Source organism: Pseudomonas fitomaticsae (assembly GCF_021018765.1).
Lineage (GTDB): Bacteria > Pseudomonadota > Gammaproteobacteria > Pseudomonadales > Pseudomonadaceae > Aquipseudomonas > Aquipseudomonas fitomaticsae.
The window spans coordinates 6,373,115-6,390,150 of sequence record NZ_CP075567.1 but is presented as its reverse complement, the minus strand read 5'-3'; the positions used below and the strand labels follow the sequence as shown (position 1 = coordinate 6,390,150).

General features: G+C 60.6%; 17 protein-coding genes. 15 read left to right on the top strand and 2 right to left on the bottom strand.

All coding sequences use genetic code 11. The features are described from left to right. Positions 1 to 69: 69 nt before the first annotated feature. The 7 genes from KJY40_RS29075 to KJY40_RS29045 all read left to right on the top strand — a co-directional run bounded on the left by KJY40_RS29075 (position 70) and on the right by KJY40_RS29045 (position 5,641). Positions 70 to 708: a peroxiredoxin gene (locus KJY40_RS29075; RefSeq protein WP_230734111.1), complete on the top strand. Its 639-nt coding sequence runs from the start codon at positions 70 to 72 to the stop codon at positions 706 to 708. A 256-nt stretch (positions 709 to 964) separates the two neighbouring features. Next, positions 965 to 1,558: an NADPH-dependent FMN reductase gene (ssuE, locus tag KJY40_RS29070; protein WP_011336454.1), complete on the top strand. Its 594-nt coding sequence runs from the start codon at positions 965 to 967 to the stop codon at positions 1,556 to 1,558. Between the two features lie 90 nt (positions 1,559 to 1,648). Then, on the top strand, positions 1,649 to 2,629 hold the full coding sequence (locus tag KJY40_RS29065; RefSeq protein ID WP_085689864.1) for a sulfonate ABC transporter substrate-binding protein: 981 nt from the start codon (positions 1,649 to 1,651) through the stop codon (positions 2,627 to 2,629). A gap of 25 nt (positions 2,630 to 2,654) precedes the next feature. Then, the gene (gene ssuD, locus KJY40_RS29060; protein ID WP_011336452.1) at positions 2,655 to 3,803 is read left to right on the top strand and encodes an FMNH2-dependent alkanesulfonate monooxygenase; all 1,149 of its coding nucleotides are present in this window, start codon (positions 2,655 to 2,657) and stop codon (positions 3,801 to 3,803) included. A gap of 9 nt (positions 3,804 to 3,812) precedes the next feature. Next, positions 3,813 to 4,595 (top strand): aliphatic sulfonate ABC transporter permease SsuC, encoded by a 783-nt coding sequence (gene ssuC, locus KJY40_RS29055; RefSeq protein ID WP_011336451.1) that lies wholly within the window; start codon positions 3,813 to 3,815, stop codon positions 4,593 to 4,595. Continuing rightward, a complete protein-coding gene (gene ssuB / locus KJY40_RS29050; RefSeq protein ID WP_230734108.1) occupies positions 4,592 to 5,398 on the top strand; it encodes an aliphatic sulfonates ABC transporter ATP-binding protein in 807 nt (268 codons plus the stop codon). Before ssuC ends, ssuB begins: the two co-directional genes overlap by 4 nt. A gap of 27 nt (positions 5,399 to 5,425) precedes the next feature. Continuing rightward, positions 5,426 to 5,641: a TOBE domain-containing protein gene (locus KJY40_RS29045; protein ID WP_007953520.1), complete on the top strand. Its 216-nt coding sequence runs from the start codon at positions 5,426 to 5,428 to the stop codon at positions 5,639 to 5,641. Between the two features lie 72 nt (positions 5,642 to 5,713). On the opposite strand, the gene KJY40_RS29040 is transcribed toward KJY40_RS29045, so the two are convergent. Continuing rightward, complete coding sequence (locus tag KJY40_RS29040) at positions 5,714 to 6,346, bottom strand: TetR/AcrR family transcriptional regulator (RefSeq protein ID WP_230734106.1); 633 nt, start codon at positions 6,344 to 6,346, stop codon at positions 5,714 to 5,716. A gap of 118 nt (positions 6,347 to 6,464) precedes the next feature. Next, positions 6,465 to 7,841: a glutamine synthetase family protein gene (locus tag KJY40_RS29035; RefSeq protein WP_011336449.1), complete on the bottom strand. Its 1,377-nt coding sequence runs from the start codon at positions 7,839 to 7,841 to the stop codon at positions 6,465 to 6,467. A gap of 278 nt (positions 7,842 to 8,119) precedes the next feature. Between KJY40_RS29035 and KJY40_RS29865 the strand changes: the two genes are divergently transcribed. From KJY40_RS29865 to KJY40_RS28995, 8 genes are all read left to right on the top strand, one after another. Then, positions 8,120 to 8,476, top strand: coding sequence for a gamma-glutamyl-gamma-aminobutyrate hydrolase family protein (locus KJY40_RS29865; RefSeq protein ID WP_230734105.1), 357 nt, complete (start codon positions 8,120 to 8,122; stop codon positions 8,474 to 8,476). Positions 8,477 to 8,570: 94 nt separating this feature from the next. Then, entirely contained in the window at positions 8,571 to 9,929 is a 1,359-nt protein-coding gene (locus KJY40_RS29025) for a glutamine synthetase family protein (RefSeq protein WP_011336448.1), read from the top strand. Between the two features lie 56 nt (positions 9,930 to 9,985). Beyond that, positions 9,986 to 11,350, top strand: coding sequence for an aspartate aminotransferase family protein (locus KJY40_RS29020; RefSeq protein WP_230734102.1), 1,365 nt, complete (start codon positions 9,986 to 9,988; stop codon positions 11,348 to 11,350). Between the two features lie 172 nt (positions 11,351 to 11,522). Continuing rightward, positions 11,523 to 12,635: a polyamine ABC transporter substrate-binding protein gene (locus KJY40_RS29015; RefSeq protein ID WP_230734099.1), complete on the top strand. Its 1,113-nt coding sequence runs from the start codon at positions 11,523 to 11,525 to the stop codon at positions 12,633 to 12,635. Between the two features lie 187 nt (positions 12,636 to 12,822). Beyond that, positions 12,823 to 13,920 carry a polyamine ABC transporter substrate-binding protein gene (locus KJY40_RS29010; RefSeq protein ID WP_127800508.1) on the top strand — a complete coding sequence of 366 codons (1,098 nt, stop codon included), beginning with the start codon at positions 12,823 to 12,825 and terminating at the stop codon, positions 13,918 to 13,920. A 73-nt stretch (positions 13,921 to 13,993) separates the two neighbouring features. After that, complete coding sequence (locus KJY40_RS29005; protein ID WP_007953506.1) at positions 13,994 to 15,136, top strand: ABC transporter ATP-binding protein; 1,143 nt, start codon at positions 13,994 to 13,996, stop codon at positions 15,134 to 15,136. A gap of 35 nt (positions 15,137 to 15,171) precedes the next feature. Next, positions 15,172 to 16,053 carry an ABC transporter permease subunit gene (locus tag KJY40_RS29000; RefSeq protein WP_230737775.1) on the top strand — a complete coding sequence of 294 codons (882 nt, stop codon included), beginning with the start codon at positions 15,172 to 15,174 and terminating at the stop codon, positions 16,051 to 16,053. Then, a complete protein-coding gene (locus KJY40_RS28995) occupies positions 16,050 to 16,940 on the top strand; it encodes an ABC transporter permease subunit (protein WP_230734097.1) in 891 nt (296 codons plus the stop codon). Before KJY40_RS29000 ends, KJY40_RS28995 begins: the two co-directional genes overlap by 4 nt. Positions 16,941 to 17,036: the final 96 nt, after the last annotated feature.

Below are 17,036 nucleotides of genomic sequence, written 5' to 3'. Positions count from 1 at the left end.
TATTCTTTTTCACGATGGCGAATCACGAGCTACAGTTGAGGTCTCCAACCACTCATCAGGAGCCGCACCATGAGCCTCAGACTTGGCGATATCGCCCCCGATTTCGAACAGGATTCCAGCGCCGGCAAGATTCGTTTCCACGAATGGCTGGGCGATAGCTGGGGCGTGCTGTTTTCCCACCCGGCGGACTTCACCCCGGTCTGCACCACCGAGCTGGGCTTCACCGCCAAGCTCAAGGATCAATTCACCCAGCGCGGCGTAAAGGCCATCGCACTGTCGGTCGACCCGGTGGACTCGCACCACAAGTGGATCGAGGACATCAACGAAACCCAGAACACCATCGTTAACTTCCCGATCCTGGCCGATGCCGATCGCAAGGTGTCCGATCTGTACGATCTGATCCACCCGAACGCCAACGACACCCTGACCGTGCGTTCGCTGTTCGTGATTGATCCGAACAAGAAGATCCGCCTGACCATCACCTACCCGGCGAGCACAGGGCGCAACTTCCACGAGATCCTGCGGGTGATCGATTCGCTGCAACTCACCGACAACTACAAGGTGGCCACCCCGGCCAACTGGCAGGACGGTGAAGAAGTGGTGATCGTGCCGTCGCTCAAGGACGAAGACGAAATCAAGCAACGCTTTCCGAAGGGCTACCGCGCGGTGAAACCGTACCTGCGCCTGACCCCGCAGCCGAACAAGTAACCTACCCCGGATCGTTCCCATGTCGAGGCGTCGAACCGTCTGCGTGGGGGCGATCAGCAAAAACCACGATGCAGGGTTTCAGGCCGTTTTCACGGCCTGTTTTTTTGCCCGCAGGAAAGTGAAATGTATATCTCAATAAAGAATAACCAAATGAATAAATATGATTTATGGATATATGAATCAGCTGGTAAGGTCACTGACATCGAAGCGAGATCGCAACCCGCGAATCGCCTGTAACGCGCAAGGAATCGTCTGAATGCTGGTCGTCTCACTCGGTGGCAGTCCCAGTCAACGTTCCCGCTCCGGGGTGTTGCTGGAGCGCTCGCAACGCTGGCTACAGCAGCAAGGGGTGGAAGTGGTGAGTTATCAGGTGCGGGACTTCCCGGCCGAAGACCTGCTCCACGCCCGCTTCGACAGCCCGAAGGTGCTCGACCTGCTGCAACAGATTGAGAACGCCGATGGCCTGCTGATCGCAACGCCGGTGTACAAGGCATCGTTCTCGGGTGCCCTGAAGACCGTGCTGGATCTGCTGCCCGAGCGTGCGCTGAACCACAAGATTGTTCTGCCGATGGCTACCGGCGGCAGCATCGCCCACATGCTGGTGGTCGATTACGCCCTCAAGCCTGTGCTGTCGGCGTTGAAGGCCCAGGAAATGTTGCAAGGGATTTTTGCCGAGGACAGCCAGATCGCCTACGGCGAAGGCAGTGCCCAGGCGCAGTTGGCGCCGGCTCTGGAGCAGCGGTTGCATGAAGCGCTGGACCAGTTTGTCAGCGCCATGGCCCGCCGGCCCAAGCCGCTGGAGCCGGGGTTGTTGAACGAACGTTTGTTGAGTGCTCGCTGGAGCATTTGAAGCTTCACCCGCATTTGAAGTACTCACCTTACTCAGCCGCCATCGGCCAAGCAGGTGCAGCCAAAACCCAACAGCAAAAAGGAGAGCGCTATGCGCACTGTATTTTTGCGTCGTGGTCTGGTCGCTCTGTTTGCTGCGGCTGTGTCCTTCGGCGCCATCACTCAAGCTCAAGCCGAAACCCTGCGGATCGGTTATCAGAAGTACGGCACCTTGGTGCTGCTCAAAGCCAAGGGCACTCTGGAAAAACGCCTCGCCGCCCAAGGCGTCGACGTGCAATGGACTGAATTCCCCGGCGGTCCGCAACTGCTGGAAGGCCTGAACGTCGGCTCGATCGACTTTGGCGTCACCGGCGAAACTCCGCCGGTCTTCGCCCAGGCGGCCGGTGCCGATCTGCTCTACGTGGCCTACGAGCCACCAGCGCCGAACAGCGAAGCGATCCTCGTGCCGAAAGATTCGCCGATCAAATCGGTGGCAGATCTCAAGGGCAAGAAAGTCGCCCTGAACAAAGGCTCCAACGTCCACTACCTGCTGGTGCGTGCACTGGAAGACGCCGGCCTCAAGTACACCGACATTCAAACCGTATTCCTGCCGCCGGCCGATGCCCGCGCCGCGTTCGAACGTGGCAGCGTCGACGCCTGGGTCATCTGGGACCCGTACCAGGCGGCCGCCGAGAAACAGCTGCAAGCGCACACCCTGCGTGACGGCAAAGGCATCGTCGACAACCACCAGTTCTACCTGGCGACCAAACCCTACGCACAGAAAAATCCCGAGGTGATCAAGACCCTCGTGGAAGAGGTGCGCGCCGTCGGCGAGTGGTCCAAGGCCAACCCGCAAGACGTGACCCAACAGGTGTCGCCGCTGCTCGGTCTGCCGGCAGACATCACCCTGACCTCGGTGAAACGCCAGGGTTACGGCGCGCTGTTCCTGACCCCGGAAGTGGTCGCCGCACAACAGAAAATCGCCGACACCTTCTACCAGCTCAAGCTGATTCCCAAGCCGTTGAGCATCAAGGACGTGATCTGGACCCCACCGGCCGCTGTGGCCCAAAGCTCGGTCACCCAAGCCCAGTAATTCGAATCCCCAAGGAGACCACTCCATGAGCCTCAACATCTTCTGGTTCCTGCCTACCCACGGCGACGGCCATTACCTTGGCACCGCCGAAGGCGCCCGCGCCGTCGACCACGGCTATCTGCAACAGGTCGCGCAAGCGGCGGATCGACTGGGTTTTGGCGGCGTGCTGATTCCCACCGGCCGTTCCTGCGAGGACTCGTGGCTGGTGGCGGCATCGCTGATCCCGGTGACCCAGCGTCTGAAGTTTCTGGTCGCCCTGCGCCCCGGGATCATTTCCCCGACGGTGGCGGCGCGTCAGGCGGCGACGCTGGATCGTCTGTCCGGTGGCCGTGCGCTGTTCAACCTGGTGACCGGTGGCGATCCGGAAGAGTTGGCCGGCGACGGTCTGTTCCTCGATCACGAAGCGCGCTATCAGGCCTCGGTGGAATTCACCCGGATCTGGCGCCGCGTGCTGGAAGGCGAAACCGTGGATTACGACGGCGAGCACATCAGCGTGAAGGGCGCCAAATTGCTCTATCCGCCGATCCAGCAGCCGCGTCCGCCGCTGTACTTTGGTGGTTCGTCGGAAGCGGCGCAGGATCTGGCCGCCGAACAAGTGGAAATGGTTCTGACCTGGGGCGAACCGCCCGCAGCCGTTGCCGAGAAGATCGAACAGGTGCGCGCCAAGGCCGCCAAGCTCGGCCGCACCGTGCGCTTCGGCATTCGTCTGCATGTGATCGTGCGGGAAACCAACGCCGAAGCCTGGCAAGCGGCGGATCGCCTGATCTCGCATCTGGACGACGACACCATCAAACGTGCCCAGGCTTCGCTGGCGCGCTTCGACTCGGTCGGCCAGCAACGCATGGCCGCGCTGCACGGTGGCAGTCGCGACAACCTCGAAGTCAGCCCGAACCTGTGGGCCGGCGTCGGTCTGGTGCGCGGCGGTGCCGGTACCGCGCTGGTCGGCGACGGCCCGACCGTTGCTGCACGGGTGAAGGAATACGCGGACCTGGGCATCGACACTTTCATCTTCTCCGGTTATCCACACCTCGAAGAATCGTATCGGGTGGCCGAGCTGCTGTTCCCGCACCTCGACGTCGAGCGCCCGGAGTTGCCGAAAAGCGCCGGTTACGTCAGCCCGTTCGGCGAGATGGTGGCCAACGACATTCTTCCCAAAGCCGCGTCCCAGAGCTGAGGCGCCGCCATGAAGAAATTTATCCACAGCCTCGCGCCCTGGGCGTTGCCGGTTTTGTTGCTGGCGGTATGGCAGTTGTCGGTGTCGGCCGGTTGGCTGTCGACGCGGATTCTGCCGGCGCCGGTGGCGGTGATCGAAGCTGGTGTGAGCCTGGTGCGCAGCGGTGAAATCTGGACGCACCTGGCGATCAGCGGCTGGCGCGCCGCGCTGGGCTTCACCATCGGTGGCAGCATCGGTCTGGTGCTGGGCTTCATCACCGGCCTGTCGAAGTGGGGCGAGCGTCTCCTCGACAGCTCGGTGCAGATGATCCGCAACGTGCCGCACCTGGCGCTGATTCCGCTGGTGATCCTGTGGTTCGGCATCGATGAGTCGGCGAAGATTTTCCTGGTGGCACTGGGCACGTTGTTCCCGATCTACCTCAACACCTATCACGGCATCCGCAACGTCGACCCGGCGTTGGTGGAAATGGCCCGCAGTTATGGCCTGTCCGGTTTCAGCCTGTTCTGGCAGGTGATTCTGCCGGGCGCGCTGCCTTCGATTCTGGTCGGCGTGCGTTTTGCCCTGGGTTTCATGTGGTTGACGCTGATCGTAGCGGAGACCATCTCTGCCAGCTCCGGCATTGGTTATCTGGCGATGAATGCCCGCGAGTTCTTGCAGACCGACGTGGTGGTGCTGGCGATTCTGCTGTACGCGGTACTCGGCAAGCTGGCCGACCTCGCGGCCCGTGGCCTTGAACGTGTGTGGCTGCGCTGGCATCCGGCCTATCAAGTGGCGAAAGGAGGTGCGGCATGACCGCTCAACAACCTCCACGCCTGCTGCGCGGGATTCCGCTGGCGGTGCGCAACCTGCAAAAGACCTTCGGCTCGCGGCAAGTGCTGCGCGGTATCGATCTGCACATTCCGGCGGGGCAGTTTGTCGCCGTGGTCGGACGCAGCGGATGCGGCAAAAGCACGTTGCTGCGCTTGCTCGCCGGCCTCGATCAACCCACCGGCGGCGATCTGCTGGCCGGTGCTGCACCGCTCAGCGATGCGCGGGATGACACCCGATTGATGTTCCAGGAAGCGCGACTGCTGCCGTGGAAAAAGATCATCGACAACGTCGGTCTCGGCCTCAAAGGTAACTGGCGCCCGCAAGCCTTGCAGGCGCTGGATGCAGTCGGCCTCGCTGATCGCGCCAACGAATGGCCGGCGGCATTGTCCGGTGGGCAGAAGCAGCGCGTGGCGCTGGCCCGGGCGCTGATTCATCAACCGCGTCTGTTGCTGCTCGACGAGCCGCTGGGCGCGCTGGATGCGCTGACCCGGATCGAGATGCAGCAACTGATCGAACGTCTCTGGCAACAGCATGGTTTCACCGTGTTGCTGGTGACCCACGATGTCAGCGAAGCCGTGGCGATTGCCGACCGGGTGATTCTGATCGAGGACGGCGAAGTCGGCCTCGACCTGCCAGTGGAGCTGCCGCGCCCTCGGGTCCGCGGCTCCCATCGCCTGGCCGCGCTGGAAACCGAAGTGCTCAACCGTGTGTTGTCCCTGCCCGGCGAGCCGCCGGCGCCGGAACCCGTTTCACCCTTGCCTACGCAACTGCGTTGGGCTCAATAACTCAAGCAAACGACAGGAATCAATGCCATGACTATCAAAGCCATCAACGTACGCAACCAGTTCAAAGGCGCGATCAAGGAGATCGTTCTCGGCGACGTGCTGTCGGAAATCGACGTGCAGACCGCTTCCGGCATCGTCACGTCGGTGATCACCACCCGTTCGGTCAAGGAGCTGGAACTGGAGGTCGGCAGCGAAGTGATCGCCTTCGTGAAATCCACCGAGGTGTCCATCGCCAAGTTGTAAGGGCGTGGGACAAAAACAACCCCGAAGGGTGTGAGCCCTTCGGGGTTTTTTGTGCCTGTCGCAAGGGTTGCGTCAGAGGTTGCGCTTGGGCAGGTACGGCGGCAGATACAGCCCGATATAGGCATCGAACACCCGCATGCCTTCCTCGGCCATGCGCGGGGTGATCTGCCCGTGCTGCTGCACCGAGCGGGCGTAGACGCGGTCGCCCAGTTCCATGGCCAGCGCGAACACATCCACGTCATCCGGCAGTCGCGGCAGCTCGAAGTGATGATCGAACAGCTTGTGCATCAGGTCGCCGAGTTCGAGGTCGTGCTGACGGTCGGCCTGGGTGACTTCGGTGAGGCCGTGCTGCGCGAGGATCAGTTGGCGGGCGGCGGCATCCTCGCCGTAGATCTCCAGCATTCGCTCTTCGACCAGCCGCGACAGGTCGCGCCAGTCGCGCAGGGCATCGTGATCGATCGGCGCTTGCAGGCAGGCGCGGAACGCCGCGTGTACATCGGCCGTCAGCGCTTCGAGCAGTGCCGGGACACTGGCAAAGAAGTGGTAGACCGAGGAGGGCGGAATCTGCGCGCGCTCGGCCACGCTGTAGATCGACAGGCTCGCCACGCCCTCGGCGGCCAGCAGCGTACGCGCGGCGTCGAGTATCGAATCGATCCGCGCCTGACTGCGGGCACGGGGTTTGCGGACGGGGGCGGGACGCGTCATGAAAGTCTCCTGCGGGGCAGCGGGCATTGTACGCAGAGCTTGAATCTCTGCCACAGAGGCCAATAAAAAAACGCCGCGGGCTGAGAAGCCAACGGCGTTTTCCTTTGCTGCAGTCCGCTTAAACGGTGTGCAGGTACCAGTTGTACTCGAGGTCGGAGATGGAGTGTTCGAACTCCTCCAGCTCGCTCTCTTTACAGGCGACGAAGATATCGATGTATTTCGGATCGATGTACTTGGCCATCACCTCGCTGTCGTCCAGCTCGCGCAGGGCATCGCGCAAGTTGTTCGGCAGGCTCTGCTCGTTCTGCTCGTAGCTGTTGCCTTCGGTCGGAGCCGGTGGCTCGATCTTGTTGGTCAGACCGTGGTGCACGCCCGCCAGCACCGAAGCCATCAGCAGGTACGGGTTGGCGTCGGCGCCGGCAACACGGTGTTCCAGACGGACCGCGTCGGCGGAGCCGGTCGGTACGCGCAGGGCCACGGTGCGGTTGTCCAGGCCCCAGCTCGGCGAGTTCGGCACATAGAACTGTGCGCCGAAACGACGGTAGGAGTTGACGTTCGGGCAGAGGAAAGCCATCTGCGCGGGCAGGGTCTCGAGCACACCGCCGATCGCGTGACGCAGCGCGGCGTTCTGCTCGGGATCCTCGCTGGCAAAAATGTTTTTGCCTTCTTTGTCGAGAACCGAAATGTGGACGTGCAGACCGTTGCCTGCCTGGCCCGGGTACGGCTTGGCCATGAAAGTGGTGTCCATTTCATGGTCGTAGGCGATGTTCTTGATCAGACGCTTGAGCAGGACTGCGTAGTCGCACGCCTTGATCGGGTCGGCGACGTGGTGCAGGTTCACTTCGAACTGCGCCGGGGCACTTTCCTTGACGATGGCGTCGGCCGGGATGCCTTGCTCTTTCGCGCCTTCCAGAATGTCCTGGAGGCAGTCGACGTATTCGTCGAGGTCGTCGATCAAGTAAACCTGGGTCGAATGCGGGCGTTTGCCGGAGATCGGCGAGCGTGGCGGCTGAGGGCGGCCGTTCACGTTTTCCTGGTCGATCAGATAGAACTCGAGTTCGAATGCGGCGCAGATGGTCAGGCCGAGCTCGTCAAACTTTGCAACAACTTGACGGAGCACTTCGCGCGGGTCGGCGAAGAAAGGGTCACCTTCGAGTTCGTGCATGGTCATCAACAGTTGCGCGGTCGGGCGCTTCTGCCATGGCTCGTTGCACAGGGTATCGGGGATTGGATAGCAGATACGGTCGGCGTCGCCGATGTCCAGGCCCAAGCCGGTGCTTTCCACCGTCGAACCATTGATATCCAGAGCAAATAGAGAGGCCGGCAGGTTGATGCCTTTCTCGTAAACCTTGTGGAGGCTGGTGCGTTCGATGCGCTTGCCGCGCACCACACCATTCATATCCGCAATCAGAAGGTCAACGTACAGAACCTCAGGATGTTCCTTAAGGAACGCGTTCGCTTCGTTAAGCTGAACGGCACGCGGGGGTACCGACATGATGCAACACCTTTGTTGTTAAAAATATCAATCATTGATCTTTTCTGGTTTCAGTCAACCCGAACGGCCTGCCGAAGTCAAGCGAGGCCTTTTCTGCCCTGAAAAAGCGCCACGAGGGCATTTATGGGGCACTTTGGGGCATTTTTTTATCCGTGAAGGACGCGCCACCCGCAGGCTTGAGCAGGCCGTGTTGTATTTTTTACGGGGGTGTTGTGTAAAAAAATGAACAAGGCTAAGCTCGGATCAAACCCATAACAGCAATAATACCGGGGTGCTTCATGTCTCGCCTGCCGTTAATCGGCGTCACCGACTGCTCTTTGCAGTCCGGTCTGCATGCTTATCACATCAGTGGCGACACGTCCGTCCGCAGCGCGGCCAGCAAGGCCTGCAACGTGCCAGCGATCTCCCTGTCCATGGCAGATCGAGCGGCAGCGTCCGATATTCTGGACGTGTGCGAGGGCATCCTCTTTAGCGGTTCTCCTTTCAATATAGATCTCTTTCCCGCTCCCGGCCTGCACCGCGTCCGTCGCCGTGCCCGTGATTCTGCACGCCCGGGATGTGCACAGGAAATGCAACGCCAGCGTAAAGGGCAGGTAAGCTCCTCCTTCATTGTCTATGCGCGGTGCCGGGCGTAAGCCGGCACTGCGCGCAAGCAAGGCCCTTTAACGCGACGCCCCGTGCGTCAAACATTGCCTGACATCAGTCAGGAGACTCAGCCCAGAGGCATTTATGAGTAACAACCTCGACCAGCTCACCGATTGGTTGAAAGACCACAAGATCACAGAAGTCGAATGCATGATCGGCGACTTGACCGGCATCACCCGGGGCAAGATCTCGCCGACCAACAAGTTCATCGCCGAAAAAGGCATGCGCCTGCCAGAGAGCGTTCTGTTGCAGACCGTGACCGGCGACTACGTCGAAGATGACATCTATTACGAACTGCTCGACCCGGCCGATATCGATATGATCTGCCGCCCCGACCAGAACGCCGTGTACCTGGTGCCTTGGGCCATCGAGCCGACCGCCCAGGTGATCCACGACACCTACGACAAGCAAGGCAACCCGATCGAGCTGTCGCCGCGCAACGTCCTCAAGAAAGTCCTGAAACTCTATGCCGACAAAGGCTGGCAGCCGATTGTGGCGCCGGAAATGGAGTTCTACCTGACCAAGCGCAGCGACGACCCTGACTATCCGTTGCAGCCGCCAGTCGGCCGCTCGGGGCGCCCGGAGATCGGTCGTCAGTCCTTCTCCATCGAAGCGGCGAACGAATTCGATCCGCTGTTCGAAGACGTCTACGACTGGTGCGAACTGCAGGAACTGGACCTCGACACGCTGATCCACGAAGACGGCACGGCGCAGATGGAAATCAACTTCCGTCACGGCGATGCCCTGTCGCTGGCCGACCAGATCCTGGTGTTCAAACGCACCATGCGTGAGGCCGCGCTCAAGCACAACGTGGCCGCTACCTTCATGGCCAAGCCGATGACCGGCGAGCCGGGCAGTGCGATGCACCTGCACCAGAGCATCATCGACATCGAGACGGGCAAGAACGTGTTCTCCAATGACGACGGCACCATGAGCCAGTTGTTCCTGCACCACATCGGTGGCCTGCAGAAACTGATCCCTGAGCTGTTGCCGCTGTTCGCACCGAACGTCAACTCGTTCCGCCGCTTCCTGCCGGACACCTCGGCGCCGGTGAACGTGGAGTGGGGCGAAGAAAACCGCACCGTGGGCCTGCGCGTACCGGATGCCGGCCCGCAAAACCGCCGGGTGGAAAACCGCCTGCCGGGCGCCGACGCCAACCCGTACCTGGCGATTGCCGCGAGCCTGCTCTGCGGCTACATCGGCATGGTCGAAGGCATCAACCCGAGCGCGCCGGTCGTGGGCCGTGGTTACGAGCGCCGCAACCTGCGCCTGCCGCTGACCATCGAGGACGCCCTGGAGCGCATGGAAAACAGCGCGACCATCGAGAAATACCTGGGCAAGACCTTCATCACCGGCTACGTCGCGGTCAAGCGGGCCGAGCATGAAAACTTCAAGCGCGTGATCAGTTCCTGGGAGCGTGAGTACCTGCTCTTCGCCGTCTGATACGCCGGGCGCGGTGGCCAGCCGCCGCGCCTTCACCGATAACAAGGAGAATTGGCATGACCAGCAACAACCCGCAAACCCGTGAGTGGCAAGCCCTCAGCAGCGATCACCACCTGGCCCCGTTCAGCGACTTCAAGCAGCTGAAAGAAAAGGGTCCACGGATCATCACCAACGCCAAGGGCGTGTACCTGTGGGACAGCGAGGGCAACAAGATCCTCGATGGCATGGCGGGTCTGTGGTGTGTGGCGATCGGTTATGGACGCGATGAACTGGCCGATGCGGCCGCCAGACAAATGCGCGAACTGCCTTACTACAACCTGTTCTTCCAGACCGCGCACCCGCCGGCGCTGGAACTGGCCAAGGCCATCGCCGACGTGGCGCCGCAAGGCATGAACCATGTGTTCTTCACCGGCTCCGGCTCCGAAGGCAACGACACCATGCTGCGCATGGTTCGCCACTACTGGGCGATCAAGGGCCAGCCGAACAAGAAAGTCATCATCAGCCGCAAGAACGGCTACCACGGTTCCACCGTGGCCGGCGCCAGCCTGGGCGGCATGACCTACATGCACGAACAGGGCGACCTGCCGATTCCGGGCATCGTCCACATCGCCCAGCCGTACTGGTTCGCCGAAGGCGGCGACATGACCCCGGAAGAGTTCGGGATCTGGGCGGCCAATCAGCTGGAAGAGAAGATTCTGGAAGTCGGCGTCGACAACGTCGGTGCCTTTATTGCCGAGCCGATCCAGGGTGCCGGCGGCGTGATCATTCCGCCAGACACCTACTGGCCGCGCATCAAGGAAATCCTCGCCAAGTACGACATCCTGTTCGTGGCCGATGAAGTGATCTGCGGTTTCGGCCGTACCGGCCAATGGTTCGGCAGCGATTTCTACGACCTCAAGCCACACATGATGACCATCGCCAAAGGCCTGACATCCGGCTACATCCCGATGGGTGGCCTGATCGTTCGCGACGAAGTGGTGGCGGTGCTCAACGAGGGTGGCGATTTCAACCATGGCTTCACCTACTCCGGTCACCCGGTGGCGGCAGCGGTGGGTCTGGAAAACATCCGGATTCTGCGCGAAGAGAAAATCATCGAACGCGCCCATGAAGAAACGGCACCGTATTTGCAGAAACGTCTGCGCGAACTGAACGATCACCCGTTGGTGGGTGAAGTGCGCGGGGTCGGTCTGCTGGGGGCCATCGAGCTGGTGCAGGACAAGGCCACTCGCAAGCGTTACGAAGGCAAGGGTGTGGGCATGATCTGCCGCCAGTTCTGCTTCGACAACGGGCTGATCATGCGTGCCGTGGGCGACACCATGATCATCGCGCCGCCGCTGGTGATCAGTAAGGCGGAGATCGATGAACTGGTGACAAAGGCGCGCAAGTGCCTGGACCTCACCCTGAGTGCGTTGCAGGGCTAAGTGCTAGGCTCTGAGCGATGGAGCTGTTGCGCTGTCGCTCGGAGCTGTCAGAAAGGCTGGTCTTTTCTTGAAAGACCGCCTCGGATCTTGCCAGACTAGCCGCGGTTCCAGTTGTCCGGGTTCGGCCGCTGAACAAAGTGGTTCAAAAAAGAAAAATTTGGAGCATTAACGCATGAAGGCATTAGGCAAAAAGCTCGCTGGCAAGACTCTGCTCGCCATGTCCCTGATGGGCGTGATGGCGGGTGCGGTTCAGGCGGACGACAAGGTGTTGCACGTTTACAACTGGTCCGACTACATCGCGCCGGACACGGTTGCCAATTTCGAAAAAGAGACGGGCATCAAGGTCGTCTATGACGTGTTCGACAGCAACGAAACCCTGGAAGCGAAGCTGCTGGCCGGCAAATCCGGTTACGACATCGTGGTGCCTTCCAACAACTTCCTGGCCAAGCAGATCAAGGCCGGCGTTTATCAGGAACTGGACAAGTCCAAGCTGACGAACTGGAAGAACCTCGACGAAGACCTGCTCAAAGCCGTTGGCGACGCCAGCGACCCGGGCAACAAGCACGCGTTCCCGTACATGTGGGGTTCGATCGGCATCGGCTACAACCCGGAGAAGGTCAAGGCTGCGCTGGGCGTCGACAAGATCGATTCCTGGGACATCGTGTTCAAGCCTGAAAACATCGAGAAGCTGAAAAGCTGCGGCGTGAGCTTCCTCGACGCGCCGACCGAAATGATTCCGGCGGCTTTGCACTACCTGGGCAAACCGACCAACAGCAAAGACAAGGCTGACCTGAAAGCCGCCGAGGACCTGTTCCTCAAAGTGCGTCCTTCGGTTGCCTACTTCCACTCCTCGAAGTACATCTCGGACCTGGCCAACGGCAACATCTGCGTGGCAGTCGGTTACTCAGGTGACCTGGAACAATCCAAGACCCGCGCCAAGGAAGCCGGTGACAAGGTCAAACTGGCCTACACCATTCCGAAAGAAGGTGCCGGTACTTTCTACGACATGGTCGCCATTCCCAAGGATGCCGAAAACGTCGAAGCCGCCTACAAGTTCATGAACTACCTGCTCGAGCCAAAAGTGATGGCCGAAATCACCAACGCCGTGCGTTTCCCGAACGGCAACAAGGCGGCCACCGCCCTGGTGGACAAGGAAATCACCAGCGATCCGAGCATCTACCCTTCGGCTGAAGTGAAGAAGCAGCTCTATGCGATCAGCGATCTGGACGCGGCCACCCTGCGCCTGATCACACGCAGCTGGACCAAGATCAAATCCGGTAAATAAGCCGGTTTGAAGCGGCCACCGCTGGCCGTCGCCTTCACCGGGGCGGCTAGTGGTGCAAATAAATGACAGAAAGTTTTGCTGGAACGGTTTTTCGAAGGTAAGTTGCGCGCCGGTTTTGTTGCCGGGCAACCGTGACTGTCATGCAGCACGGGGCAACTTGGGCCCAACTAAATTAGAGGACCTCCACTTGCCTATTTTTTCTTCTTTGCGCAATGCCCTGCTGGCCGCTGCCGGCCTGACGTTCGCTGTCGGTGCCCAAGCCGCCGGTACTGTGCATATTTATAACTGGTCGGATTACATCGGCGAGACCACCCTGGCCGATTTCCAGAAAGACACCGGCATCAAACCGGTCTACGACGTGTTCGACTCCAACGAAACCCTGGAAGGCAAACTGCTCGCCGGGCGTACCGGTTACGACGTGGTCGTGCCGTCGAATCACTTCCTCGGCAAGCAGATCAAGGCGGGCGCGTTCCAGAAGCTCGACAAGGCGCAGCTGCCGAACTACTCCAATCTCGATCCGGTGCTGCTCAAGCGCCTGGAACAGAACGATCCGGGCAACCTGTACGCGGTTCCGTACCTGTGGGGCACCAACGGCATCGGCTACAACGTCGATAAAGTGAAAGCCGTGCTCGGCGTCGACAAGATCGACTCCTGGAGCGTGCTGTTCGAGCCGGAGAACATCAAGAAGCTGCACAGCTGCGGCGTGGCGTTCCTCGATTCGGCCGATGAAATGATGCCGACCGTGCTCAACTACATGGGCCTGAACGCCAACAGCACCGATCCCAAGGATTACGCCAAGGCCACGGACAAACTGCTCGCCGTGCGCCCTTACGTGACCTACTTCCACTCCTCGAAATACATCGGTGACCTGGCCAACGGTGACATCTGTGTGGCCATCGGTTTCTCCGGCGACATCTTCCAGGCCAAGAATCGCGCCGAAGAGGCCAAGAAGGGCGTGAACATCGCCTACTCGATCCCGAAAGAGGGCGGCGCGCTGTGGTTCGACATGCTGGCGATTCCGAAGGATTCGGCCAACGTCAAAGAGGCCCACGCCTTCATCAACTATTTGCTGAAACCTGAGGTGATCGCCCAGGTCAGTGATTACGTCGGTTACGCCAACCCCAACCCGGGTTCGGACAAGCTGATGGAGCAGTCCATCCGCACCGACGAGTCGGTTTATCCACCGCAGGCCGTGCTCGACAAGACCTACGTGTCGATCGAGTTGCCGCCGAACATTCAGCGTTTGATGACCCGCAGCTGGACCAAGGTCAAGTCGGGTAAATAGCTTCAACGTACAAACTATCCTGGGTTCGTCTTGCGTGGGCGAACTGCACTCTTTTTTTCTGGGAGTTTTGTAAATGGCAGTTGCCTCCGGCGCCTATAAGAAAGCCCTCGAGGGCGACCAGACACCGAAACAGGTGCTGGTCAAAATCGACCGGGTCACGAAGAAGTTCGACGAGACGGTTGCCGTGGACGATGTGTCCCTGGAAATCAAGAAGGGCGAGATATTCGCCCTGCTCGGCGGTTCGGGATCGGGCAAATCCACTCTGCTGCGGATGCTGGCAGGGTTCGAACGGCCCACGGAGGGGCGCATTTTCCTCGACGGCGTCGACATCACCGACATGCCGCCGTACGAGCGACCGATCAACATGATGTTCCAGTCCTACGCCCTGTTCCCGCACATGACCGTGGCGCAGAACATCGCGTTCGGCCTGCAACAGGACAAGATTCCCAAGGCCGAGATCGACGCCCGTGTGGCCGAGATGCTCAAGCTGGTGCAGATGAGCCAGTACGCCAAGCGCAAGCCGCACCAGCTGTCCGGCGGCCAGCGTCAGCGTGTGGCGCTGGCGCGTTCGCTGGCCAAGCGGCCGAAACTGCTGCTGCTCGACGAGCCGATGGGCGCACTGGACAAGAAACTGCGTTCGCAGATGCAGCTTGAGCTGGTTGAGATCATCGAGCGCGTGGGTGTGACCTGCGTGATGGTGACCCACGACCAGGAAGAGGCCATGACCATGGCCGAGCGCATCGCGATCATGCACCTGGGCTGGATCGCCCAGATCGGCAGCCCGATCGACATCTACGAAACCCCGACCAGCCGTCTGGTCTGCGAATTCATCGGTAACGTGAACATCTTCGAAGGCGAAGTGATCGACGACGCCGAAGGTCACGCGACCATTACCTGCAAGGACCTCGACCGGCAGATCTACGTCGGCCACGGCATCAGCACCTCGGTGCAGGACAAGTCCGTGACCTACGCGATCCGTCCGGAAAAACTGCTGGTCACCGCCGACCAGCCGACCTGCGAATACAACTGGTCGAGCGGCAAGGTGCATGACATCGCCTACCTCGGCGGTCACTCGGTGTTCTACGTCGAATTGCCGAGCGGCAAGCTGGTGCAGTCGTTCGTGGCCAACGCTGAACGCCGTGGCGCACGTCCGACCTGGGGCGATCAGGTCTACGTGTGGTGGGAAGACGACAGCGGCGTGGTACTTCGCTCATGAACATGCGCAAATTCAAACGCCGGCTCAATCGAATAATTCCCGGTGGCCGTCAGCTGGTCATCGGGGTTCCGTTCATCTGGCTGTTCCTGTTCTTCATGCTGCCGTTCTTCATCGTCCTGAAGATCAGCTTCGCCGAAGCGGACGTGGCCATCCCGCCGTACACCGAGATCTACACTTACGCCGAGCAGAAGCTGCAGCTGCTGCTGAACCTGGGCAACTACGCGATGCTCGGCGACGACGAGCTTTACATCGCCGCGTACCTCGGCTCGCTGAAGATGGCGTTTTTCAGCACGCTGCTGTGCCTGTTGATCGGTTACCCGATGGCCTACGCCATCGCCAGCGCCCGCAAGGAAGTGCAAACGGTGCTGGTGCTGCTGATCATGATGCCGACCTGGACCGCGATCCTGATCCGCGTCTATGCGTGGATGGGCATCCTCAGCAACAACGGCCTGCTCAACGGTTTCCTGATGAGCATGGGCTTGATCGACGAGCCGCTGCAGATCCTCAACACCAACCTCGCGGTGTATATCGGCGTCGTCTACTCGTACCTGCCGTTCATGATCCTGCCGCTGTACGCCAACCTGGTGAAGCATGACACCAGCCTGCTGGAGGCCGCGTCCGACCTGGGTTCGAGTACCTTCAACAGCTTCTGGAAAATCACTGTGCCGCTGTCCAAGAACGGCATCATCGCCGGCTGCATGCTGGTGTTCATCCCGGTGGTGGGCGAGTTCGTGATCCCGGAACTGCTTGGCGGTCCGGAAACCCTGATGATCGGTAAGGTGCTCTGGCAAGAGTTCTTCAACAACCGTGACTGGCCGGTGGCGTCCGCCTTGGCGGTGGTGATGCTGGCGATCCTGATCGTGCCGATCATCCTGTTCAACCGCAGTCAGGCCAAGGAAATGGAGGGTAAAGAATGAAGCGCTTCCGTTTCTCCAGCCTGATGCTGGTGCTCGGCCTGTTGTTCATCTACCTGCCGATGTTGATCCTGGTGATCTACTCGTTCAACGCCTCCAAACTGGTAACGGTGTGGGGCGGCTGGTCGGTGAAGTGGTACGTCGGCCTGCTCGACAACTCGCAACTGATGGGCTCGGTGGTGCGCTCGCTGGAAATCGCCTGCTACACCGCGATTGCCGCCGTGGCGCTGGGTACGCTGGCAGCCTTCGTGCTGACCCGCATCACCCGCTTCAAGGGCCGCACGCTGTTCGGCGGCCTGGTCACCGCGCCACTGGTCATGCCTGAGGTGATTACCGGTCTGTCGCTGTTGCTGCTGTTCGTGGCCATGGCGCAGATGATCGGCTGGCCGCAGGAGCGGGGCATCGTCACCATCTGGATCGCCCACACTACGTTCTGTGCGGCGTATGTGGCGGTGGTGGTGTCGGCGCGTCTGCGTGAGCTGGACCTGTCGATCGAAGAAGCGGCGATGGACCTCGGCGCGCGGCCATGGAAGGTGTTCTTCCTGATCACCATCCCGATGATCGCGCCGTCGCTGGCAGCGGGCGGCATGATGTCGTTCGCGCTGTCGCTGGATGACCTGGTGCTGGCGAGCTTCGTGTCCGGCCCGGGTTCGACGACCCTGCCGATGGAAGTGTTCTCGGCGGTGCGTCTGGGTGTGAAGCCTGAGATCAACGCCGTGGCCAGCCTGATTCTGCTGGCGGTATCGCTGGTGACCTTCCTGGTCTGGTTCTTCAGCCGCCGTGCCGAAGAAGCGCGCCGCAAGGCGATCCAGCAAGCCATCGAAGAAAGCGCTGCCGATTCGTGGAAGCAACCGGACGTGCGCCGGGCGCCGACGCCGGAAGCGGCTTAAGCAATATAGGGTTGGCTCTTGTCTCAAGGCCAACCCAATTCAAAATGTGGGAGCGGGCTTGCTCGCGAAAGCGGTGTATCAGTCGACGTATTCAGT

What these genes read in the sequence shown, in the direction of transcription:
- KJY40_RS29005 (WP_007953506.1), top strand. Translation starts at nt 13,994, where the DNA reads ATGGCAGTTGCCTCCGGCGCCTATAAGAAAGCCCTCGAGGGCGACCAG.
- KJY40_RS29015 (WP_230734099.1), top strand. Translation starts at nt 11,523, where the DNA reads ATGAAGGCATTAGGCAAAAAGCTCGCTGGCAAGACTCTGCTCGCCATG.
- KJY40_RS29020 (WP_230734102.1), top strand. Translation starts at nt 9,986, where the DNA reads ATGACCAGCAACAACCCGCAAACCCGTGAGTGGCAAGCCCTCAGCAGC.
- ssuD (WP_011336452.1), top strand. Translation starts at nt 2,655, where the DNA reads ATGAGCCTCAACATCTTCTGGTTCCTGCCTACCCACGGCGACGGCCAT.
- KJY40_RS29045 (WP_007953520.1), top strand. Translation starts at nt 5,426, where the DNA reads ATGACTATCAAAGCCATCAACGTACGCAACCAGTTCAAAGGCGCGATC.
- KJY40_RS28995 (WP_230734097.1), top strand. Translation starts at nt 16,050, where the DNA reads ATGAAGCGCTTCCGTTTCTCCAGCCTGATGCTGGTGCTCGGCCTGTTG.
- KJY40_RS29025 (WP_011336448.1), top strand. Translation starts at nt 8,571, where the DNA reads ATGAGTAACAACCTCGACCAGCTCACCGATTGGTTGAAAGACCACAAG.
- ssuC (WP_011336451.1), top strand. Translation starts at nt 3,813, where the DNA reads ATGAAGAAATTTATCCACAGCCTCGCGCCCTGGGCGTTGCCGGTTTTG.
- KJY40_RS29065 (WP_085689864.1), top strand. Translation starts at nt 1,649, where the DNA reads ATGCGCACTGTATTTTTGCGTCGTGGTCTGGTCGCTCTGTTTGCTGCG.
- ssuE (WP_011336454.1), top strand. Translation starts at nt 965, where the DNA reads ATGCTGGTCGTCTCACTCGGTGGCAGTCCCAGTCAACGTTCCCGCTCC.
- ssuB (WP_230734108.1), top strand. Translation starts at nt 4,592, where the DNA reads ATGACCGCTCAACAACCTCCACGCCTGCTGCGCGGGATTCCGCTGGCG.
- KJY40_RS29040 (WP_230734106.1), bottom strand. Translation starts at nt 6,346, where the DNA reads ATGACGCGTCCCGCCCCCGTCCGCAAACCCCGTGCCCGCAGTCAGGCG.
- KJY40_RS29035 (WP_011336449.1), bottom strand. Translation starts at nt 7,841, where the DNA reads ATGTCGGTACCCCCGCGTGCCGTTCAGCTTAACGAAGCGAACGCGTTC.
- KJY40_RS29075 (WP_230734111.1), top strand. Translation starts at nt 70, where the DNA reads ATGAGCCTCAGACTTGGCGATATCGCCCCCGATTTCGAACAGGATTCC.
- KJY40_RS29865 (WP_230734105.1), top strand. Translation starts at nt 8,120, where the DNA reads ATGTCTCGCCTGCCGTTAATCGGCGTCACCGACTGCTCTTTGCAGTCC.